Here is a 19,929-nt window from a genome sequence, read left to right on the forward strand (position 1 = left end):
CCGCCCGCACCGTTCCTAGATGCCGGCCCGACGCGACATTTCGCGCCAAGGGAACTGCCGCGCGATCATCCTTCAGGAACCGATGGCCACGCTTTCTTCAGGAACCGATGGCCACGCTTTTCCGTTTTGAAATGAAGCGTGGGTTCGCCGTCACGTCGATGTTCAGCGAGCTCGCGCGGATCATCATCCGCTGCGACCGGCGGAGGATCGGAACAGGTTCCGTTCGGCCTTGAACACTTGCTTCGCCGTCAACGGCAGCACCACTGTGCCCACTCGCCGCCAGGCTTGTTGCAGGCCCGGGTTCGTTGCAGGCGCGCCGCCATTCGCAACCAATGCCCCCCTGCTCCGTTGACCGGCTGGGCAATCATCATCGAGGAGGATCCCATGAGGACGACAGGCCTTGTTCTTGCAACCGTCGGTGCGCTTGGGGTGAGCGCCATCGCAGCCCCGGCGCCCGCCGAAGCACGGTGGGGACACGGCGGGTGGGGGTGGGGTCCCGCGCTCGCAGGCGGATTGATTGCCGGCGCAGTCGTCGGCGGCCTCGCCTCGTCAGCCTACGGCTATCCGGGCTATGCCTATGGTTACGGCTACCCCGGCTACGGCTACGGTTATGGCTATTCGCCCGCCTATTACGGCTACGGCGGCTATGCCTATGACGACGGCTATTACGCTGCGCCGTACCGTTGGGGCGGCGGCTACACCACGACATATTATAGCGGATACCGGCCGGCCTATTACGGCTACCGCTATCGTCACGTGGTGCGCCCGGCATACGCCTACTATCGCGGCGGCTACCCGCGCTGGCATCATCGCTGGCGTCATTGGTGAGATCGGCCAGACCGACGCCGCGCAGCCAGCCGGGTTGAGCGGCAGCGTTACCCGGCGACCCGCAGCGCGGTCACCGCGACGCAGGCGTTGCCTAACGGAATCAGCACCACCTGCGCGCCGTTCGGCAGCGCCATCGTCGCGAGCTCACCGAGCGCGCCGGTCTGTCCGTTGAGCTTCGCGAGCTCGGCGGCAACCGTCGAGCAATTCTCCGTCCGCGGCGTCACCCGCACCAGATTGCCTTCGCAGGACGATCCAACCGGCGCGGCAAACACGATGCCGGCGGCCTGCTGATTGGTGGCGGGGGTGGCTTGGCTGGGCTGGTTAGGTGCGAGCGCGACCAGCGACTGCACCGAATGCGAATTGCCGACCTTGGCGTCCCACTGCGACTGCGCGGTGTAATTGGAGTTCATCGCGAGGCCGCGGCCGAGCGTCCCGAACAGATTGGCGCAGGTCACGATGTTGCCCTGCCGCGCGTGCTCGTCGAACACCGTCGGTTGCTGGCCCGCCTGCTGCGGCGGAACGGATGCCGCGGCCGGCGGCGGCGGCGTTTCCTGCGGACGCTGCTTGTGCGGCTGCGGCTTCGCGGCGGCGGGCTTTTTGGCCGGCGCGGGCGTCGCCGGCTGCAGCGGCATCGGCTGCGACTGCGCCGGCTGCATCTGCTGGGCATAGCCCACGACGCCGGCTGCACTGAGCGCCGCCACGACGACCGCCGTGAAAATCAGGATGGGGGTCTTCAGTCGCATCGGCGTATTCATCCTCTCGTCCCGCACCTCGATGCGGCGCTCCGGATTCCGGATCGGCATGCAGCTTGTCGTCTCATTTCAGTTTCGCCAGCACGCCGGACAGTCCGTCCAGCGGCGCCTCCAGCACGATCGGCCCTTGCGGCAGCTGATAGGACACGCGGCACGGCGTCGCCGCGCGGATGTGCCGCCTCAGCACGTTGCCGATCGCGACCGTGGCGAAGCAGAAACTGGCATCGCAGCGATCGGTCTGCGCGACGATGCGGTCCGGACTGTCGCCCATCGCGAGCTCGATCTGCGCGCCGACCCCGGCGGCTGCAGGAATCCGCATCGCCATCAGCGGCTTGCCGTCGGCGGTCGCGATCAGCGACCAGTTGAAGGCGACCGCGCCCTGCGCGTTGACGATCGATTGCGTGACGTTGCAGACGCGGCGCTTCGATTTGAGACTCTCGTCGCAGATCAGGGTCCAGTTCTTGAACGGCTGGATCATCCGCCTGAACTCGCCGAGCGTCTCGCCCTCCGGTACCGCGACGTCCGACGGCTTTACGGCGTAGCCGGCAGGCGGCGCGCCCTGCGCGGCGGCGCTCGCCGCCGCCCCGAGCCAGATCATCAAAGCCAGACACGCCGGCCGCCTCGTCGACGCCGGCGTCAATTAAGCGTCAGGCTCACGCCGGCGCTGACGCCCCAGTCGCCGCCCGCGGTGGTCGCCGCGGCGTTGCTGCGCAGCCGGCCGTTCTCGCTGGTGTAGCCGATGCCGAAGGCGAGCGCGCCCTGGCTGCGCCAGAGGCCGCCGCCCGCCGACGCGCTGACCTTGCCGGGACGGTCGTCATAGCGCAGCGATGCCGCGGCCATGCCGATCGCCGCGGCACGCCAGGCGTCCTGCCGCACCTCGCCGATCCGGCCGTTGAGCTGCTCGAACGCGCTGTTGAGCTGGTTGACGTTGACCGCATCGGTGCCGGCGACGCCGGCCGCCACGTTGCTGATCGTCACCGGCGCGCCGTTGCCGCTGTTCAGCGTCAACTTGTTGGTTGTGTTGCCGGAGCCATCGGTGTCGTAGCGGATCGAGCTCGAGGCGAGCGCCTGGAGCTGGCTGACATTGACCGCGTCGGTCGCAGCCGAGCCGGCGGCGACGTTGGTGACGCGGCGTTCGGCGCCGGACGAGCCGACCGACACTTCGCCGGTCGCAACGCCCGCGACGGTCTTGCCGACGACCGGCGTATAGGCCGCGTCGCTCAGATTGGCCGTGGTGGTGGCGTTGGCGCCGAGCGCCAGCGAGTTGGCCGCCGTCGCCTTGGCGCCGGCACCGATCGCGACCGAATTGTCGGCCGATGCGGCCGAGCCGTTGCCCATCGAGATCGCATTGGCGCCGCTCGCGACCGACTGCGGGCCGATCGCAACGCTCTCCGCGCCGGTCGCGATGGAATCCGCCGCGGTCGAATTGGCGTGGAAATACTTCACGCCGCCGCCGCCGGTCGAGATGTTGCTCACCGTGGTGTAGAGAGCGGCAAGCGAGGTGTTGGTGGCCCAGAGCTGCGAGCCGTTGATCGCGTCGGTCGAGGTCTGGGTGATCTGGCCCGCGGCCACGTTGGTGATGGTGCGCTCCGCACCGGCGCTGCCGACACTGACGGTCGAGGTCGGCGTCGTGCCGGCGAAGTTGTAGGTGGTGCCGCCGATCGAGGTGCTCGAAGTCGCGACCACAGTGGAGGTGGTCGAATTGGCACCGAGCGCGACGTCGCCGGCCTGCGCCGTCGCCTTGGCGTTCGGACCGAGCGCGACGCTGGTCGGGTTGGTGGTCTGGGATCCGGCGCCGATCGACACCGACTGGACGCCGCTCGCCTGTGCGCTGGTTCCGAACGCGATCGAATCGGCAAAGTTGGACACCGAATTCTGGCCGATCGCGATGCCGCCGGGCGCGGTCTGCGCCACGGTTGCGCCAAAGCCCATGCCGATGCCGTTGTCGCCATTGACCACGGTCGCAGGGCCAACCGCGACCGAATTGTTGCCGACCGCGAGCGAGTCGGCGAGCGTCGAGTTGGCGTGGAAGTATTTCGTCGTCGTGGTCGCGAACGATGTCAGCGCGCCGGTCAGCTGGCGCACGGTGACGGCGTCGCTGTCCTGGGTGCCGTCGGCGACGTTGGTGATCTGCCGATAGCTCGTCGCATTGCCGACCGACACCGCGCCGAGCAGCGCGAGATCGGTGGTGTTGTAGGGGATGATGGTGCCGCCGATCGTGCCGGAAGCCGGCGCGAGCGCGCGGTTGGAAATCGACCCCGAGCCGAGCGCAACGCCATCCGCCACCGAGGCCTGGGTGTTGAAGCCGAGCGCCGTGGCATTCGCCGCCGTCGCCGACGCGGCAACGCCCGCCGCCATCGAGTTGACGCCAGTCGCGCCGTTGTTGTTGTAGTTGGCCTGCTGGGTGCCGCCGTCGTTGACGCCATAATAATGCGTCAGGCCATTGCTGACGACGGTCGAGAGGCTGTCGATCGCCGAGGTCGCGGCAAACAGCTGCGAGCCGTTGATCGCATCGGTCGAGCCGTTGCTGACCCGCCCCGCCGCGACATTGGTGATGGTGCGCTCATTGCCGACCGAGCCGACGCTGACCGTCGAGGTCGGGGTGGTGCCGGCGAAGCTGTAGGTATTGCCGCCGATGACGATGCTCGCGGTTTGAACCGCCGTGCCGGTCTGGCTGCCCGAGCCGAGCGCGATGTCGTTGGCGTTGGCGGCATTGGCGCCGTTGCCGATCGACACCGAGCCGCTGCCGGTCGCGGTCGACACCGGTCCGATCGCAACCGAATCGGTGCCCACCGCGGAGGAATCCGCCAGCGTCGAATTGGCGTGGAAATATTTGATGCCGCCGCCGGTGTTGATGTTGTTGACGGTGGTGGCGAGGCCGTCGACCGCCTGGTTGGTGGCCCAGAGCTGCGAGCCGTTGATCGCATCCGTCGAAGAGTTGCTGATCCGGCCCGCCGCGACATTGGTGATGGTGCGCTCGGCGCCGAGCGCACCGACGCTGACGGTCGAGGTCGCCGTCGTCCCCGCGAAGCTGTAGGTGGTGCCGTTGATCACCGTGTTCGGCGTGTTGACGGCGGCAGCGGTGACGCTGCCGGAGCCGAGCGCGACATCGCCGGAGCTTGCCGCCGCCGTGGCGCCGTTGCCCAGTGCGATATTGCCGGCAAGGCCGGCGGCCCCTGCAGTGGAGCCATTGCCGAGCGCCACGGAGCCCTGCCCGATCGCCTTGTTGTTGTTGCCGATCGCGACTGCGCCGTTGGCCTGGTTGGCGGCGGTGGCGGTGGCCGTGCCGTCACTATTGGCAATGTTGTTCGCGCCGCCGGTGAAGGCGCCGGTGCCGCTGGCATAGCTGGGATCGCCGATCGCCACGGCGCCGTTGCCAAAGGCGGTGTTGTTCGCGCCGATGGAGACGGCCTGACCGCCGGAGGCCGTCGAATTGGTGCCTACAGCAACCGCATTGGCGGCATTTGCGACGGCGCTGTTGCCAACCGCGATCGCGCTGGTGGCGCTGGCGGCCGACTGGAAGCCGACCGCGAGCGCATTCGCACCGCTGGCATTGGCGCTCACCCCGGTTGCGATCGAATTGACACCGGTCGAACTTGCATTGTTGCCGAGCGCGACACCGCCGGTCGCCGCATTGCCAACGACTGCACCCGATCCGATTGCGACCGAGCCGCCGGTGCTCAGCGCTTGCGCCTGATTGCCCAAGGCGACGCTGAAATCCGCCCCAGCCTTTGCGAGGTTGCCAGCCGCCACGGAGCTGGTGCCCGACGCGGCCGCCTGGCTGCCGGCGGCCACAGAGGTGGTGCCAGTGGCCTGGGCCCGTGTTCCGATCGCAGTTGCGTTGTCAGCCCCTCCGTTCGCGTTGATGCCCAAAGAGATCGCTTGAAAGCCGCTGGAGACCGACCCACCGCCAATCGCCGTGCTGTTCGCTCCACTGGCCGTGGAGGCCTCGCCCAGAGCAAGGGCGTTGTTCTGGCTCGCGATCGCGCTCTGGCCCAAGGCGACAGCATTCACGGCACTGGCGCTTGCGAGGTACCCCATGGATATGGCCCCCGTTCCCGACGCGGCCGCTCCGTTGCCAATCGCGGTGGACTGGTTGGCCGACGCATTGGCCGACGTGCCGAAGGCGCTGGCCCCCGTGCCCGTCGCAGAAGCGGTCGAACCGACGCTGGTCGACCACGCCCCCGTGGCGGTAGAAGCGGTGCCGAGCGCAACCGCCTCGAACGTGAAGCCGGAGGGCGCGGTGCCGCTGGCATTGGCATTCGTGCCGATGGCGATTGGAGATCCACCGCCGGTTCCGGCGTTTGCTTTGGAGCCGACGCCGATCGCGGTACCCGAACCGTTTGGAGATGAGGCAGCGGACGACAATCCAATCGCGATCGAGGCCCCACCGGAAGCGCTCGCCGTCGAGCCCAGCGCCAAGGCTCCCGCGCCATTTGCAGTGCTGTTGACGCCGAAGGATGAGGAACCGTCCCCAGTGGAATGCGCATTGCCACCTATCGCGAGGGCGTTGGTGCCGGTCGCGTTGGCAAACACGCCCATGCCGATCGCATTGAGGCCGTTCACGGAGTTGGAGTAACCCACGATGATCGAACCATCGCCGGTTGCGCTGTTGGCATCTCCGACTGCAAGGGAGTTCTGGCCATTCGCAGTGGTGCCAGCGCCGATGGCGGTAGCATTGGCGCCCGCAGCGTGGGCGCCGCAACCGAGAGCAGTGCTGCCTGCGGTTGCTGCGGTGGGATTGGTACAATTGGCGGGGTTGCTCAAAACCCCGTTGCCGATGGCAACCTGCGCGAACGCTGCCTGCGGGATCATGACTCCGGCTATCGCCAACATCGCGCCGACCGCCCCACCGACTCCGAGCGACCCAAGCCCCATCCTTTCCCGCTTCATGCCAAGCGTCCGGTGCGCCTGTCGCAGCACCGCCAGCAGCCGGCGCCGCAGCGAAGTGCTACCCGCATCGCCTGACGCGATCCAGCTCCGAACGAAGCCGTTGCGGCCCTGACGCTTCAGCGATTTTGTTGAGTTGTGTGCGACAGCCATGGTGCGCCCCTTTCGCGACATCTTGAAAAGACGCCGGAGGCGACGCGCCATGGACCGGGCCGACGCGCGGGCCCGCCGGCCGCACGCGCAAAAAAATAACGATGATCGTACACACGATCATCGTCCCGTCCTGGCCAACGATGTGTCGAATTCAACGAGCGCGATCTTGCCACCCAGCGCTCGCCCGACTGCCCCATCAATGTGCCCCGAGTCGTCATAAACGAAAATGATAGACACATATTTGACAACGTCACTCAGCAGGCCGTCCAAATAACGCGCAGATCGTCTCACAAGTTGAATGATTTGCTCGATTCACCGTGAGTTGTTTGCGCTCATCTCAACCGGTAGTTGATCGACGGCGCATGCGTTCGCGCATCTCGCGCGGGCTGACGCCGAATTCGCGGCGGAAGGCGCGGGTGAAATCGGACGCCAGCTTGAAGCCGTGGCGATAGGCGATCTCCTGCACCTGCCTGCCGGTGGACGAGACAAGTTCTGCATGTGCCGCGCGCAGCCGCTTGCGCAGGATGTAGCCGGCAACGCCGCCGACGCTCTCGAATGCACGGTAGAGGGCAGAACGCGAGATCCGCAATTGCTGCGCGATGCGGTCCGGCGTCAGGTCGAAGTCGGCGAGATGCGACTCTATATAGAGACGCGCACGCTCGAACAGCACCGACTCGATCGCGCCGCGCGCCTGCTCCAGCCGATCCGAGGAGAGCTGGATGCACGCGGCGATCATCTGCGCGGTCGCCCGCCCCGCCTGCCTCAACTCCTCCGAGGACATGAGGGTGATGCGCGTTTCGAGCCGGTCGAGGTAATCGGCCAGCAATTCGATCAGATTGCCTTCGAGTAGAATATTGCAGACACCGTCGAGCTGATCGGCCACATCAGCGAACGACTGGCGCGGCAAGCCCAGCACCAGGCCGTCATAGTCCGTGATGCTGCCGCGGAAATCCTGGTCGAGCGAAATCAGGAACATGGCGCCCGGCCCGGCGTGAATCCGCCGCTCTGCGGTCTCGAAGCGGGCTTCTCCGGAGCGCACCCGGTACAACCACCAGATATCGACGGGCGTGCCATGCGACGGCTTGACGACACGGGCGAATGATTGCGCGGCGAATCGCCCCGACGTGAAGACGACATCGGCCATGTTGCAGGTCAGGTACTCCACCAGGAACCCGTGCGCAGGGCCATGACCTTCCGGTGGCGCAACGTCGACCAGCGAAGCCATCCGCGTTTTCCAGACCTCGAACTGCTCCGAGGGCGGATAGTATCGTGTCGAGAACAGCCGCGGCGGTGCGGGGGTTATATCCCTGATGTTCCGCGGCTCGCGCGGCAAGGGAACGTGTTCCAGGAGCTGCGCTGCGTGTGCCGGCGTCTTGTCGTCTGGTTGCATGTACTTTCGTGCCCCGTTGGCGCGAACGACGAACGTTGGCTCAACGGAAGCGCATTCCCAAGGTTGCGTCGCCGGCCGCTCACAGACAGGCGAATTTCGGGGAGACTAAAGAGGCATTTCGGGATGCGGACACCGACGGCTTACGCCGGCCGCTCCCGATAGGGTTGACGCAGGTTCCTCTGGCAGTCGTGCTCGCACATGGCGTTCATCATTGTCGCGTCATTGCCGTGTCCGGCTCGGATGCTCCGTCACGAGCAGGCTCGACTGATCTAGAGAACAATCTGCGCGAGAACCAGAGGGGCGGCAACGCGCGGCGTGCAGAAATCCAAAATTGCGTTCATGCGATGCGATCGGGCAACGCATCATCGCGGAGTCTTCAGAAAATTTTCTCGATCTCCGCGGCTGGACGAAACGCATGTCGCTGCAACGGCGCGACCTAAGCACGGTAGATGACATATCGAGAATCCCGCGCATGATCGCATTGCGAACGCTCTTGCCCAATCATGCGGCAATCCACTGCGTGCGACGTGAATGCAATCCGTACGAATCGAACACGCGCGCGAGGCGTACATGCGCGCGCACGCTGCGCCATTCACATGTGAGCGTCGAGATGACGAAAGTCACAAGTGCCCGTCGAATTTTTCGGCGAGCACAGCGCGCTGAGCAAAGCGATGCGTCCCAGGCGGCTCGCGCCGTCCCGCGAGATCATGCCGAGCGCAACGCGAGAGAAAACCGTTCCGCTGTTGCTCAAGCCTGCACGCGTGCGGACTTCCTGTAATCAGCGGTTTCGGCGCGCAGCAGATCGCAGAATTGAAGTGCAAGGCGGCTTCGCGGCCGCTGCGAAGGAAGCAGCAACATGGTGGCGATCTCCAGCCGTGGCACGAACGGCTTGAGTACGATTCTGGAGCTTGCAAAGTCCCGGGCCACGATCGGGTCGACGATCGAAAAACCCAGTCCCTGTGCAACCAGGGCACAACGCTGCATGCTGTACTGGATCTCCGCGACCGTCTTGATCTCGACCTTGGCCTCATCGAGGATGCGTTCAAAACGGGATCGATGCGGTGCGCTCGGGGAAGCTGCGATCATGGGCTCTCCTCGCAGATCTTGCGCCACGATCGATCGCTTCGAGCGCAACCGGTGCTGGCGGGGCAGGACGCAGACCGCCTCCGTTGTCATGAGGAGCTCGTCGTCGACCGCGGCAAACCCCGCCTGCGGCCGCGCCAGTCCGACGTCGCATTGTCCCGACGCCACCAGACTCCAGACGCGCTCGGGGCTGTGGACAGCCACGGATACGACGATGTCGGGATTCTGCCGCAGGAAGCTGCTGACGATCCGCGGCATCAACGAATAGGTGAACGCCGGAAGACATGCGATCCTGAGCGTCCCGCTGCCGCGCTCGCGAATGCCCCGCGCGGCGCGCGCCAGATACTCGAGGCCGGCCTGGTTTCTCTCGACCTCGCGCAGGAATATCTCGCCTTCCGGCGTCAGCGTGACGCCGCCTCGCCCGCGTTCGAACAACGCAAAACCGATCTCGCGCTCGAGACGTGCGATCGCGCGGCTGATGAAAGGCTGCCCCACCCGAAGGCTCAAGGCGGCCTTGGTGATTCCGTTGTGGCGCACGACCTCTCGAAACAGGTCGACATGTCTTGGATTGAGCGGCATGACCAATTTGCATATGAACTGGCGTTCCGGTCATTTGACGGCATGCCCATCGGGTGCGTCAATAGGGCATGCACCCGTCGAGCAACCATGCAAGCTTCGCCACCGACCTTATCCTGTTGACCAGGATCACCGGCGCGGAGTCTTCGCGCGCACGGCAGCTTCGCGAGGCGGCCATGTTGCGGCGGCTCGATCGCGGCACATCTGACCGGCCGAATACCGCATGCCTGGCGGCGGCACGGGACCAGGTCGACACCGCGGCCGCGTTCGCAATCGAGGCCGCGGGATCGGGAGACCTTCTCGGCGTTTCAGGGTTCGGCGCGATCGACCGGCACGAGAAGCGGGCTACGTTCGCCCCCATCTGGACCATCGGACGACTGAACGAGGCCGTGCTCGTCAGTCACGTTGCACATCTCATGACGCGGTATGCGTTCGAGGCGCTCGAGGTCGAGCGGGTCGAGTTGCATCTGGACTGGCGCCTGAGACGCATGCGTGATCTCTACGTCGACCTCGGCTTCCGCTGCGAAGGAAGGCTTCGCGCATATTTCGCAGCCGATGAAGATCCGTCCGGCGATGCTGCGGTCCTGAGCATGGTTCGCTCCGAATGGCCCTCCGTTGTGCGTCGACAGCGCGCGGTTCTCGCCGGCGAAACCTGGCGCTACCGGCTTCCGTCCGACCGCCCTCCATAGCGGCGGCAAAGCTCGGACAGAACGATGTCACGCGAATGCGGGCGTATGACTCAACGGTCAAGGCACCCACTCAGTGTCGTCGCGGGTGATGACATCGCGCTGTTTGGCAGGTTGAACGGAAACCACGACTTCGTCGTTGTGAAGCGTGGCTTGCCGAGCCGTAGCTCGCGGCCGCAGGCCCGCCTCCGCCCGTTGGGCTTCGGCGCGGCATCCTTCTCTCGCTGCGCGAGCGAAGGATGGTGGGTGCGACAGGGATCGAACCTGTGACCCCTACCATGTCAAGGTAGTGCTCTCCCGCTGAGCTACGCACCCAAAGCGAATTTGGATCGGGTCCCTATAACGGACGGCGGCGGGGCAGGCAAGGATACAAAGTGAAGGTTTTTTGGCGAATCAGGCCGCCAGCAACTTGTTCACTTCGCTAACCAATTCCCTGAGGTGCACGGGCTTGGCCAGCACCTTGGCGTTTTTCGGCGCCTCCGAATCGGAATTGAGGGCCACCGCGGCGAAGCCGGTGATGAACATGATCTTGATATCGGGATCGAGTTCCGAGGCCCGGCGCGCCAGCTCGATGCCGTCCATCTCGGGCATCACGATGTCGGTGAGCAGCATTTCGAACGGCTCCTCGCGCAGCCGCTGGTAGGCCGACATGCCGTTGTCGTGCGGCGAGACCTTGAAACCCGCGTTTTCGAGCGCCTTGACCAGGAAGCGGCGCATATCGGTGTCGTCTTCGGCGAGAAGTATTTTCGGCATGGCAGGAATCGTCGAATCCGGCTTGAGGAGCAGTCCGAACAGTTAGCCCGACAGACGGTAAATTTCGGGTGAAATTTGCGTCAAGCCAGCGGCAAATGCGCGCCACCCATTTGTGGACTGAACCGGACATCGAATCAACCAGGTGCCGCTTCCACTGCTTTTAAGACGCGTTCCAGCTGAAACCACGCTCTTTTCACTTGGCAGAATGATCGCGATTACCGACAATGTGTGCCCATAAATCTCCGCTTTTCCGGCACACTCAGTTGTTGCGGGGCGAGGCGGACGCAAGGGACGGCGCCAAGGGAATGACCGAATTTGCTGGCGAGTTGTCGCCCCCGTTCGAGATCGTTGAGCCGCAGGCCTGGCGCGCGCCGATCATCTTCAATTCCCCGCATTCGGGCTCGATCTATCCGGCCGAATTCCTCGAGGCGTCGCGAATCGATGTGGTGTCGCTGCGCCGCTCCGAAGATTCCTTCATGGACGAGCTGATCGCGGGCCTCAGCGATCGCGGCTTTCCGATCGTACGGGTCAATTTCCCGCGCTCCTATGTCGACGTGAACCGAGAGCCCTACGAGCTCGACCCGCGGATGTTCACCGGGCGGCTGCCGAGCTTCGCCAATACGCGCTCGATGCGGGTGGCCGGCGGCCTCGGCACCATCCCGCGCGTGGTCGGCGACGGCCAGGAGATCTATCGCGAGCGGCTCGACGTGGACGAGGCACTACGCCGGATCGAGGTGCTCTACAAGCCCTATCACCGCGCGCTGCGCCGGCTGATCAACAAGGCGCACCAGGCGTTCGGCGCGGTGATCGTGGTCGACTGCCACTCGATGCCTTCGGTCGGCGTGTCGCGCGACGAGCCGCGCCGGCCCGACATCGTGATCGGCGACCGCTACGGCACGAGCTGCGCGCCGCTGTTGCCCGACCTCGTCGAGGAGATCATGAGCTCGCTCGGCTATTCGATCGGCCGCAACAAGCCCTATGCCGGCGGCTTCATCACCGAGCATTACGGCAACCCGGCGAGCGGCCTGCACACCGTGCAGATCGAGCTCAACCGCGCGGTCTATATGGATGAGCGGCGCCGCGAGCGCGGGCCGCGCTTCGGGCAGATGGCCGCAGACTTCGCCACCCTGGCGGATGCGCTGGCGAAAATCCCGTTCGGCGATCTCGGCCCGTTCCAGGCGGCTGCGGAGTAAACAATCCTTCGTCGGGCACTGCGATCCCGACGAAGTCATGAACCACGAATTCACACCGGCGGCGCGACAAACGCCGAACTGGATTCTCGGTTCACTTGCGGAAACGACGGCCCAAGAAAAAAGGGCCGCTTGAATGAACAAGCGGCCCAAGTCTAGGGAGGAAACGCCCAAGGAGGGCAGCGATAGCGCGAGGCGCTACCGCACCGCAACAATATGCGACCGCGCTGCACAAAACGCAAGAACTTTCGAAACATTTCTTGGGTAATGTTGGAAAGTCTGGCGAAACTGCAACAGGCCGACAGGAGCGGCTTTCCGTATGTAGGATCAATATCTTACAAGGGAAGCCCCGAGCGGTCGGCGCTCCGCGCATAGCTTGTATACCAGAATTCGCAACTTCGTGATCGAGGCCGAGACTCGGGACGCTTTCGAATCCGAAGCCAAATCGAAAGTCCGGAACCGCGTCATCGGGCTGGATAACACTCCGTTAATCGTGCGCGCCGCGCCGGATTGAGCTAGGCAAGAACGCATTCGATTTCTACCGCGTCGTTTGCGCAGTTCAGGGACATGCCGTGACGGTCATCGACTTTACCGCTTTCATCGGCCGCCTCGCGACCGCATCCGGCGAAACCATCCTGCCCTTCTTCCGCACCTCGCTCTCGGTCGACAACAAGAGCTCGAACGATTTCGATCCGGTCACCGAAGCCGACCGGGCGGCGGAAGCCGTGATGCGGCGGCTGATCAAGTCGAACTTCCCCCAGCACGGCATCGTCGGCGAGGAGTTCGGCAATGAGCGCGAGGACGCCGACTATGTCTGGGTGCTCGATCCGATCGACGGCACGAAATCCTTCATCGCCGGCTTTCCGATCTGGGGCACGCTGATCGCGCTGCTGCACAAAGGTACGCCGGTATTCGGCATGATGCACCAGCCCTATGTCGGCGAGCGCTTCTCCGGCGACAACGGCTCGGCGCACTACTCCGGCCCGTCGGGCGAACGGCGGCTCTCGGTGCGGCGCTGTGCGTCGCTGAAGGAGGCGACCGTCTTCACCACGAGCCCGCTGCTGATGAATCCGGATGACCGCGCCCGCTTCGGCCGCATCGAGAACGCGGCGCGCCTGTCGCGCTATGGCGGCGACTGCTACTCCTATTGCATGCTCGCCGCCGGCCATCTCGACCTCGTGGTCGAGACCGAGCTGAAGCCCTACGACATTGCCGGCCTGATCCCGATCGTCACCGGCGCCGGCGGCGTCGTCACCACCTGGGACGGCAAGCCGGCGCAAAGCGGCGGCCGGATCATCGCGGCCGGCGACCCGCGCGTGCACGAAGCGGCGATGAAGCTGCTGAACGCCTGAGTTCCTGGCCTGATTCTTGAGTTGCCGGGCGTCTGATCTGCGCCCATCCTGACCGCAACCAGAAAAGTCAGGGATGGGCGAGATGACGATGTGCGGCAGGCTGTTGGCGGCCCTTCTCCTGCTTCTCGCGCCCGTCACGGCTTCGGCCCAGGATTTCCCGACCAAGCCGGTCCGGCTGATCGTGCCGTTCCCGCCCGGCGGGCCGAACGACATCATCGCACGGGTGATCGGGCAGAAGATCTCGGAGCTCGCAAGGCAACCCGTCATCGTCGACAACCGCGCCGGCCAGGGCGGCGTGCTCGGCACCGACGCAGTCGCGAAGGCGGCGCCCGACGGCTACACGGTGGCGATCGCGAGCGCGGGCGCGCTGGCGATCAGCCCCAGCATGGAGAAGGTCGCCTACGACACGCTGCAGGACCTCGCGCCGGTGACACTGGTCGCGACGGTGCCGGAGATGCTGGTGGTCGCCGCCAACGTGCCGGCAAAGAACATGAACGAACTGGTCGCGCTCGCCAAAGCGCAGCCGGGCAAGCTCAACTTCGCCTCCTCCGGCCCCGGCAGCCTGCCGCATCTCGCCTGCGAATTGTTCAAGCTGACGGCGAAGGTCGACATCGTGCACGTGCCCTATCGCGGTGCCGCGCCGGCGGTGAACGACCTGTTGGGCCAGCAGGTGCAGATGACCTTCCTCGACCTGCCGGTGATCCTGCCGCAGATCAAGGCGGGCGCGCTGCGGCCGATCGCGCTCGGCGGGCGCGAACGCGCGCCGACCGCGCCCGATGTGCCGACCACGGCGGAAACCGGCATGCCCGACCTGATCATCGAGAACTGGTACGGCATGGTCGCGCCGGCCGGAACCCCGCCGGCGATCGTCGCCAGGCTGAACCAGCTCACCACCGCGGCGATGGCCGATCCGATGGTCAAGCAAAAGCTCGCCGAGCAAGGCCTGACGCTCGCCGGCGACACACCGGAGCATTTCCGCGACTTCATCGCCGCCGACATCAGGAAGTGGGCGAAGGTGATCCAGGACGCCGGCGTGGTGACGACGAAATGAGCCTGCCGTCAGCGCTGCGCTTCGGCGCGCAGATAGTCCACGAGCTGCTTGGCCGCCCGCGGCAGCGCCTTGAAGCTGCGCGCGCAGATCGTCAGCCGGCGGTTGGCCCAGGCGTCGCGGATCCTTATCGTCGTGATCGGCATCGACGCCGCGCAGCGCCGCGCCGCGGTCTCCGGGATCACGGCGATGCCGACATCGGCGGCGACCATCTGGCAGATCGCGTCGAAGCCGCGCAGGCGGGCGCGGAAGCGCAGCCGCGCACCGAGCTTTGCGGCGTGCCGCGAGATATGAACCTGCAGCGCAGACGTTGCCGTGAGCCCGACGAAATCGCGGCCGACCACTTCCTGGAAGTCGATCTGGCGGCGGCCGCCGAGATCGCTGCGCCGCGACGCCACCAGCATCAGGCGGTCCTCGCTGAACAGAAAGCGCTCGACGCTGTCGGGCAGCGCGTGTTCCGCGGCGAAGCCGAGATCGGCGGCGCCGCTGGCGATCGCGGTCGCGATATCGGTGCTCTCGCGCTCCTCGACGTCGACGCTGATATCGGGATGCTCGTGCAGGAAGGCCGCGAGCGCGCGCGGCAGATGCTCCGACAGGCCCGAGGTGTTGGCGAGCAGCAGCACGTTGGCGCGCACGCCGCTGGCATAGGCGGCGAGATCGCTTTGCAGCGCCTCGACATTGTGGATCACGATGCGGGCGTGGCCGAGCAGGCTCTCGCCCGCCGCCGTCAGTTCGACGCCGCGGCGGCCGCGCTTGAGCAGTGCGACGCCGAGCGCCTCCTCGAGGCCCTTGATCCGCTCGCTGGCGGAAGCCAGCGCAAGGTTCGCGCGCGCCGCGCCCTGGGTGATGCTGCGCGCATCGGAAACCGCGATGAACAATTGCAAATCGGTCAGGTCGAACCGCATGACGTTTCCCGCCCCATACCTTCGGGTCGTCCGAAGGCTAACTCCGTAACCTCCAGATTGTGCCGTTCGCATCGATCGGTCAATGTGCCGCCATGGTCGACCATCTCCTGATCTTCATCGCCTTCGCCTTCCTGCTCGCCGGCTTCGTCAAGGGCACGCTCGGCCTCGGCCTGCCGACAGTCGCGATGGGGCTGCTCGCAACCACGATGGCGCCGGGCCAGGCGATCGCGATCGTGATCGTGCCGGCGATCGTCACCAATATCTGGCAGACCTTCGTCGGCCCCTATCTGCGCGACATCATCAAGCGGCTGTGGCCGCTGATGCTCGGCACCGTGGCCGGGATCTGGATCAATGCCGGGCTGCTGACCGGGCCTTACGCGGCCTATGGCACCGTGGTGCTGGGCGTGCTGCTGGTGATCTACGCGATCGTCGGCTTGAGCCGGTTAAGCTTCAAGGTCGCGCGGCGCGACGAGAAATGGATCGGCGGCATCGTCGGCATCATCACCGGGCTGATCTCGGCGGCGACCGGCGTTCAGGTCATCCCCTCGATGCCGTTCATGCAGGCGATCGGAATGGAGAAGGACGAACTGGTGCAGGCGCTCGGCGTGTTCTTCACCACCGCGACCGTCGCGCTCGCCTTCAACCTCACGGCCTCGGGCCTGCTGACGGCGACCACCGCGCTGCCGGGCGCGGTCGCGATGGCGGCGTCGTTCATCGGCATGTTCATTGGCCAGGCGGTGCGCACACGGATGCAGCCCGAGGTGTTCCGCCGCTGGTTCCTGATCTCGATGATCCTGCTCGGCATCTATCTCGCCGGCAGCGCGCTGCTCAAGATCCACGGCTAGAGCGGCACAGCCAGAGCGCCAAGGCGCAGCTAGCGCGCCTCCAGCGTCGCGACGCGGACGCCGAGATAGATGAACAGCGCGCCGAGCGAGCGGTTGATCCAGGCGATCACGCCGGCCGATTGCCTGATGCGGCCGGCAGCCCGCGCCGCGAAGGCCGCAAGACCAAGGCACCAGAGCGTGCCGCCGGTGATGAAGATCAGCCCGAGCACCAGGAAGGCGAGCGTCTTGTGCGGCGAATCGGCCGCCACGAATTGCGGCAAGAACGCCAGGAAGAACAGCGCCACCTTGGGGTTGAGGATATTGGTCAGCGCCCCCTGCCAGAACACGCGCGAAATCGAGGTCTCGCCGCCCTGCCCGGTGATGTCGGCGACCGGCCTGGCGCGCGCCAGCAGCATCTGCAGACCGGTCAGCACCAGATAGGCCGCGCCGACCAGCTTGACGGCCAGGAACGCGGCCGACGAGGCCATCAGCAGCGCCGACAGCCCGATCGCCGCACCCAGCACATGGACCAGGCAACCGCAGCTGATTCCGATCGCCGCAGCGGCGCCGCCGCGCCATCCGAGCTGAATCGTGCGCCCGATGATATAGGCGGTATCCGGCCCCGGTGTGACGTTGAGCAGCAGCCCGGACAGGACGAACAGCCAAAGCTCGTGAATTCCCAGCATGTCCGTGAGATTAACCTATGCAAGTAACCGCCCGGAAAGGATGATCCGCCAGCCGGCGCCATCCCGGCGACACACGAATTCAGTAGAGAAACGACTGTACCATCCGTTGGTCGCGTGCCAATTCCTGCTACTATGCATTATAGGTGCCTGCAAACCGGGCTTCCGCCGGACCCGGCCTGTCTTGTAAGTATCGGATTCGGTCACCTCGGCTAAGTGGCCATTCCAGGGCACAGGAGACATGGAAAGACGGCTCGCTGCCATTCTTTGCGCTGACATCGCCGGCTATTCCCGCATGATGGGGGCCGACGAGGCGGGGACGCATGCCTCGTTCAAGGCGCACCGCAGCGCGATTTACCCGATCATCCTCAACCACGGCGGCCGAATCGTCAAAAACACCGGCGACGGCTTCCTACTGGAATTTCCGAGCATCATCGGCGCGATCGAGGCCGCCGTCGCGATGCAGACGCTGATGGCCGAGCGCAACGAACATCTGCCGGCCGACCGCGCCATGCACTTCCGGATGGGCGTCCACATGGGCGACGTCATGGCCGACGAGGACGAGGTGTTCGGCGACGACGTCAACATCGCCGTCCGTCTCGAGACGGTCGCAACGCCCGGCGGCATCGCGGTGTCGGACAAGGCCCGCACCGAAGCGGGACGGCGGCTTGCCGTCACCCTCGTCGACGCCGGCCCGCACCGCTTCAAGAACATCGCCGAGCCGGTCAATGTCTGGACCTGGGCGCCGGCCGGATCCGATGCCCAGGAGCAGGTTCCGGAAGACGGCCCGCATCTGCCTGGGCAATACCGGACCGCGATCGTCGGCGTGCTGCCATTCGACAATCTGAGCGGCGGCGCCGACGAATATTTCTCGGACGGCTTGACCGAGGACCTGATCCACGCGCTGTCGCTGCAATCCTTCTATCGCGTGCTGAGCCGCAACTCGACCTTCGCCTACAAGGGCAAGAACGTCTCGACGCGGCTGATCGCGCGCGAGATCGACGCAACCTATCTGATCCAGGGTTCGGTACGGCGCGCCGGCAACAAGATCCGCGTCTCCGCCGAACTGATCGCGCCCGAGAAGGGCGAGCAGCTGTGGACCGGCCGCTACGACCGCGACATGGGCGACCTGTTCGCGATGCAGGACGAGATCACCGCCAACCTCTCCGCCGCCGTCGCCCAGGAGATCTACCGCGCCGAGGCCTCGGCGCCGGCACGCTCGCCGAACGCCGAACTGACGGCGTGGGATCGCTTCCTGAAGGGGCTGTCGCACTACTACCACCAGACCAAGGACGATTGCGAAACCGCGATCGCGCTGTTCAAGGAGGCGATCGAGCTCGACCCCGCGCTGTCGATCGCGCGCGCCTATCTGGCGCTGATCCAGATCCAGAGCATCCAGTTCGGCTGGATTCCGAGCACGCGCGAATTGTGGGCCTCGTCGGTCAGCCTGGCCGAGAGCAGCGTGCGGCTCGACCCGCGCTCCTCGTTCGCGTTTTCGCTGCTGGCCTATCTGCATGCGATGCAGGGCCATTACGAAGCCGCGATGGACGCCATCAAGCGGGCGATCGAGCTCAACCCCTACGACATGGGCGCGCGCGGCGTGCTGGGAATCTGCCACATGGTGATCGGCGATCATCGCAAGGCGGTCGATCTGTTCTCGACGGCGGTCCAGCGCGGCAACAGCGACCCGCGCTACCAATGGGCGGCGCTGAACGCGTTCAGCCATTATCTGCTCGGGCAATATGACGCGTCGTTGTCGTGGTCGCGCGAGGGACTGTACCTGAACCCGAACCATCTGCAGTGCCTTGCGGTGCGCACCGCAGCGCTCGCCCAGCTCGGCCGCGCCGACGAGGCGGCGCAGGCGGCCGAGGCCCTGCTCGCCAACCATCCCGAGCTGACGGTCGAGCGTCACTTGCGCAATTTCCACTGGAAGAACCCGGCCGACATCGCGCATTACCGCGACGGCCTCTTGAAAGCCGGCCTGCCGTTCGGCAAACTCGCTCTGGTTGCGTCCACATCGAAATTCGCCGTCGACTCCTGAGCGAATTCATCCACCGGTAATGGATGCTTTTTAGGCTGACGCTTTTCAGGATGTGGTTTGATGTCCGATACGGCTGCACGCGCGGCGCCCGCCCCGCAGATTTCTCCTGACAATCCCTGCCCGTTCCTGCGGGCGCTCGTCGCCGGCAACTATGTCGGCGGCCATATCGTGCCGCTGCCTGAACTGACCGGCACCATCGGGCGCGCAACCGGCAAGACCGGGTTCGAGGGGCTCACCGCGCGAGCGAAGATCTTCATGGTGGCGCAGATCGCCAACGGCCTCGGTCCTTTCAGCCAGCTGCGCAGCCTGTTCCAGGGCGCCATTCTCGACGCGTTGCGCAACGGCCCGCTCGACAAGCACGGCGCCGGCTCGCGCATCCTCGACCAGCACGCGGTGGTCCATGAGGACGAGATTGCGCGGCTCGCGACCTTCGGCAAGGATTACAAGGCCCCCGACGGCAGCGTCGAACGCGGGCTGTCGGCCGCCGAGATCAAGACCTTCATGGCGGCGAATTTCCAGCGCGCCAGGGACGAGCATCCGCAGTCCTACGGCATCCTGCACTGCTACTATCCGCTCCTGATGCTCGGCGAGTGGCCGGTGCTGCTCGACATCATGGGCAAGGGCGAAGGCAAGGACCGCTATCTCAGCGTCGCCGAGGTCAGGACGCTGTTCGTGGACAAGCGCTTTCCGGACCGCATCGTCGCGCTGCTACAGCGCTAGATTTTTCCTTGATGCGTTTTCTTCACGCGAACCGGGATCCACTTCGCGCGAAAAC

At 65.6% G+C, this 19,929-nt stretch carries 16 protein-coding genes and 1 tRNA gene; 8 read left to right on the top strand and 9 right to left on the bottom strand.

The window, feature by feature from the left end; genetic code table 11:
* Positions 1-384 precede the first annotated feature (384 nt).
* Positions 385-828, top strand: a complete 444-nt coding sequence (locus JEY66_RS37760) for a hypothetical protein (RefSeq protein ID WP_026192223.1) — start codon at positions 385-387, stop codon at positions 826-828.
* 47 nt (positions 829-875) lie between these two features.
* On the opposite strand, the gene JEY66_RS37765 is transcribed toward JEY66_RS37760, so the two are convergent.
* The 5 genes from JEY66_RS37765 to JEY66_RS37790 form a co-directional block, all read right to left on the bottom strand.
* Positions 876-1,631 (bottom strand): hypothetical protein, encoded by a 756-nt coding sequence (locus JEY66_RS37765; protein ID WP_018269717.1) that lies wholly within the window; start codon positions 1,629-1,631, stop codon positions 876-878.
* A 13-nt stretch (positions 1,632-1,644) separates the two neighbouring features.
* Positions 1,645-2,178, bottom strand: coding sequence for an invasion associated locus B family protein (locus JEY66_RS37770; RefSeq protein ID WP_018269716.1), 534 nt, complete (start codon positions 2,176-2,178; stop codon positions 1,645-1,647).
* A 38-nt stretch (positions 2,179-2,216) separates the two neighbouring features.
* Positions 2,217-6,623, bottom strand: coding sequence for a beta strand repeat-containing protein (locus JEY66_RS37775; RefSeq protein ID WP_026192221.1), 4,407 nt, complete (start codon positions 6,621-6,623; stop codon positions 2,217-2,219).
* A 337-nt stretch (positions 6,624-6,960) separates the two neighbouring features.
* Positions 6,961-7,848, bottom strand: coding sequence for an AraC family transcriptional regulator (locus JEY66_RS37785; RefSeq protein WP_240537206.1), 888 nt, complete (start codon positions 7,846-7,848; stop codon positions 6,961-6,963).
* 912 nt (positions 7,849-8,760) lie between these two features.
* Positions 8,761-9,675, bottom strand: a complete 915-nt coding sequence (locus JEY66_RS37790) for a LysR substrate-binding domain-containing protein (RefSeq protein WP_016844348.1) — start codon at positions 9,673-9,675, stop codon at positions 8,761-8,763.
* Between the two features lie 116 nt (positions 9,676-9,791).
* Here JEY66_RS37790 and JEY66_RS37795 point away from each other — a divergent pair, with 116 nt between their 5' ends.
* Positions 9,792-10,361 (top strand): GNAT family N-acetyltransferase, encoded by a 570-nt coding sequence (locus JEY66_RS37795; RefSeq protein WP_244620801.1) that lies wholly within the window; start codon positions 9,792-9,794, stop codon positions 10,359-10,361.
* Between the two features lie 237 nt (positions 10,362-10,598).
* Here JEY66_RS37795 and JEY66_RS37800 read toward each other — a convergent pair.
* Positions 10,599-10,673: transfer RNA gene (locus tag JEY66_RS37800), tRNA-Val, on the bottom strand.
* Between the two features lie 78 nt (positions 10,674-10,751).
* Positions 10,752-11,111: a cell cycle two-component system response regulator CpdR gene (gene cpdR / locus JEY66_RS37805; RefSeq protein WP_016843340.1), complete on the bottom strand. Its 360-nt coding sequence runs from the start codon at positions 11,109-11,111 to the stop codon at positions 10,752-10,754.
* Between the two features lie 305 nt (positions 11,112-11,416).
* Here cpdR and JEY66_RS37810 point away from each other — a divergent pair, with 305 nt between their 5' ends.
* The 3 genes from JEY66_RS37810 (at position 11,417) to JEY66_RS37820 (ending at position 14,704) form a co-directional block, all read left to right on the top strand.
* Positions 11,417-12,304, top strand: coding sequence for an N-formylglutamate amidohydrolase (locus JEY66_RS37810; protein ID WP_026192220.1), 888 nt, complete (start codon positions 11,417-11,419; stop codon positions 12,302-12,304).
* A 569-nt stretch (positions 12,305-12,873) separates the two neighbouring features.
* Positions 12,874-13,653 carry a histidinol-phosphatase gene (gene hisN / locus JEY66_RS37815; RefSeq protein WP_016844035.1) on the top strand — a complete coding sequence of 260 codons (780 nt, stop codon included), beginning with the start codon at positions 12,874-12,876 and terminating at the stop codon, positions 13,651-13,653.
* 73 nt (positions 13,654-13,726) lie between these two features.
* On the top strand, positions 13,727-14,704 hold the full coding sequence (locus JEY66_RS37820) for a tripartite tricarboxylate transporter substrate binding protein (RefSeq protein WP_016844034.1): 978 nt from the start codon (positions 13,727-13,729) through the stop codon (positions 14,702-14,704).
* Positions 14,705-14,712: 8 nt separating this feature from the next.
* Here JEY66_RS37820 and JEY66_RS37825 read toward each other — a convergent pair whose 3' ends face one another.
* The gene (locus tag JEY66_RS37825; RefSeq protein WP_018269712.1) at positions 14,713-15,606 is read right to left on the bottom strand and encodes a LysR family transcriptional regulator; all 894 of its coding nucleotides are present in this window, start codon (positions 15,604-15,606) and stop codon (positions 14,713-14,715) included.
* A gap of 92 nt (positions 15,607-15,698) precedes the next feature.
* On the opposite strand from JEY66_RS37825, the gene JEY66_RS37830 reads away from it, so the two are divergent.
* The gene (locus tag JEY66_RS37830; RefSeq protein ID WP_016844031.1) at positions 15,699-16,451 is read left to right on the top strand and encodes a sulfite exporter TauE/SafE family protein; all 753 of its coding nucleotides are present in this window, start codon (positions 15,699-15,701) and stop codon (positions 16,449-16,451) included.
* 29 nt (positions 16,452-16,480) lie between these two features.
* Here the strand turns inward: JEY66_RS37830 and JEY66_RS37835 are convergent, their stop codons facing one another.
* Positions 16,481-17,116, bottom strand: coding sequence for a LysE family translocator (locus JEY66_RS37835; RefSeq protein ID WP_016844030.1), 636 nt, complete (start codon positions 17,114-17,116; stop codon positions 16,481-16,483).
* Positions 17,117-17,354: 238 nt separating this feature from the next.
* Between JEY66_RS37835 and JEY66_RS37840 the strand changes: the two genes are divergently transcribed.
* Together JEY66_RS37840 and JEY66_RS37845 are read left to right on the top strand one after the other, a co-directional pair.
* Entirely contained in the window at positions 17,355-19,154 is a 1,800-nt protein-coding gene (locus tag JEY66_RS37840; RefSeq protein WP_018269711.1) for an adenylate/guanylate cyclase domain-containing protein, read from the top strand.
* Positions 19,155-19,214: 60 nt separating this feature from the next.
* A complete protein-coding gene (locus JEY66_RS37845) occupies positions 19,215-19,874 on the top strand; it encodes a hypothetical protein (RefSeq protein WP_016844029.1) in 660 nt (219 codons plus the stop codon).
* Positions 19,875-19,929 lie beyond the last annotated feature (55 nt).

The organism is Bradyrhizobium elkanii USDA 76, assembly GCF_023278185.1.
In the GTDB taxonomy this organism is placed as follows: domain Bacteria; phylum Pseudomonadota; class Alphaproteobacteria; order Rhizobiales; family Xanthobacteraceae; genus Bradyrhizobium; species Bradyrhizobium elkanii.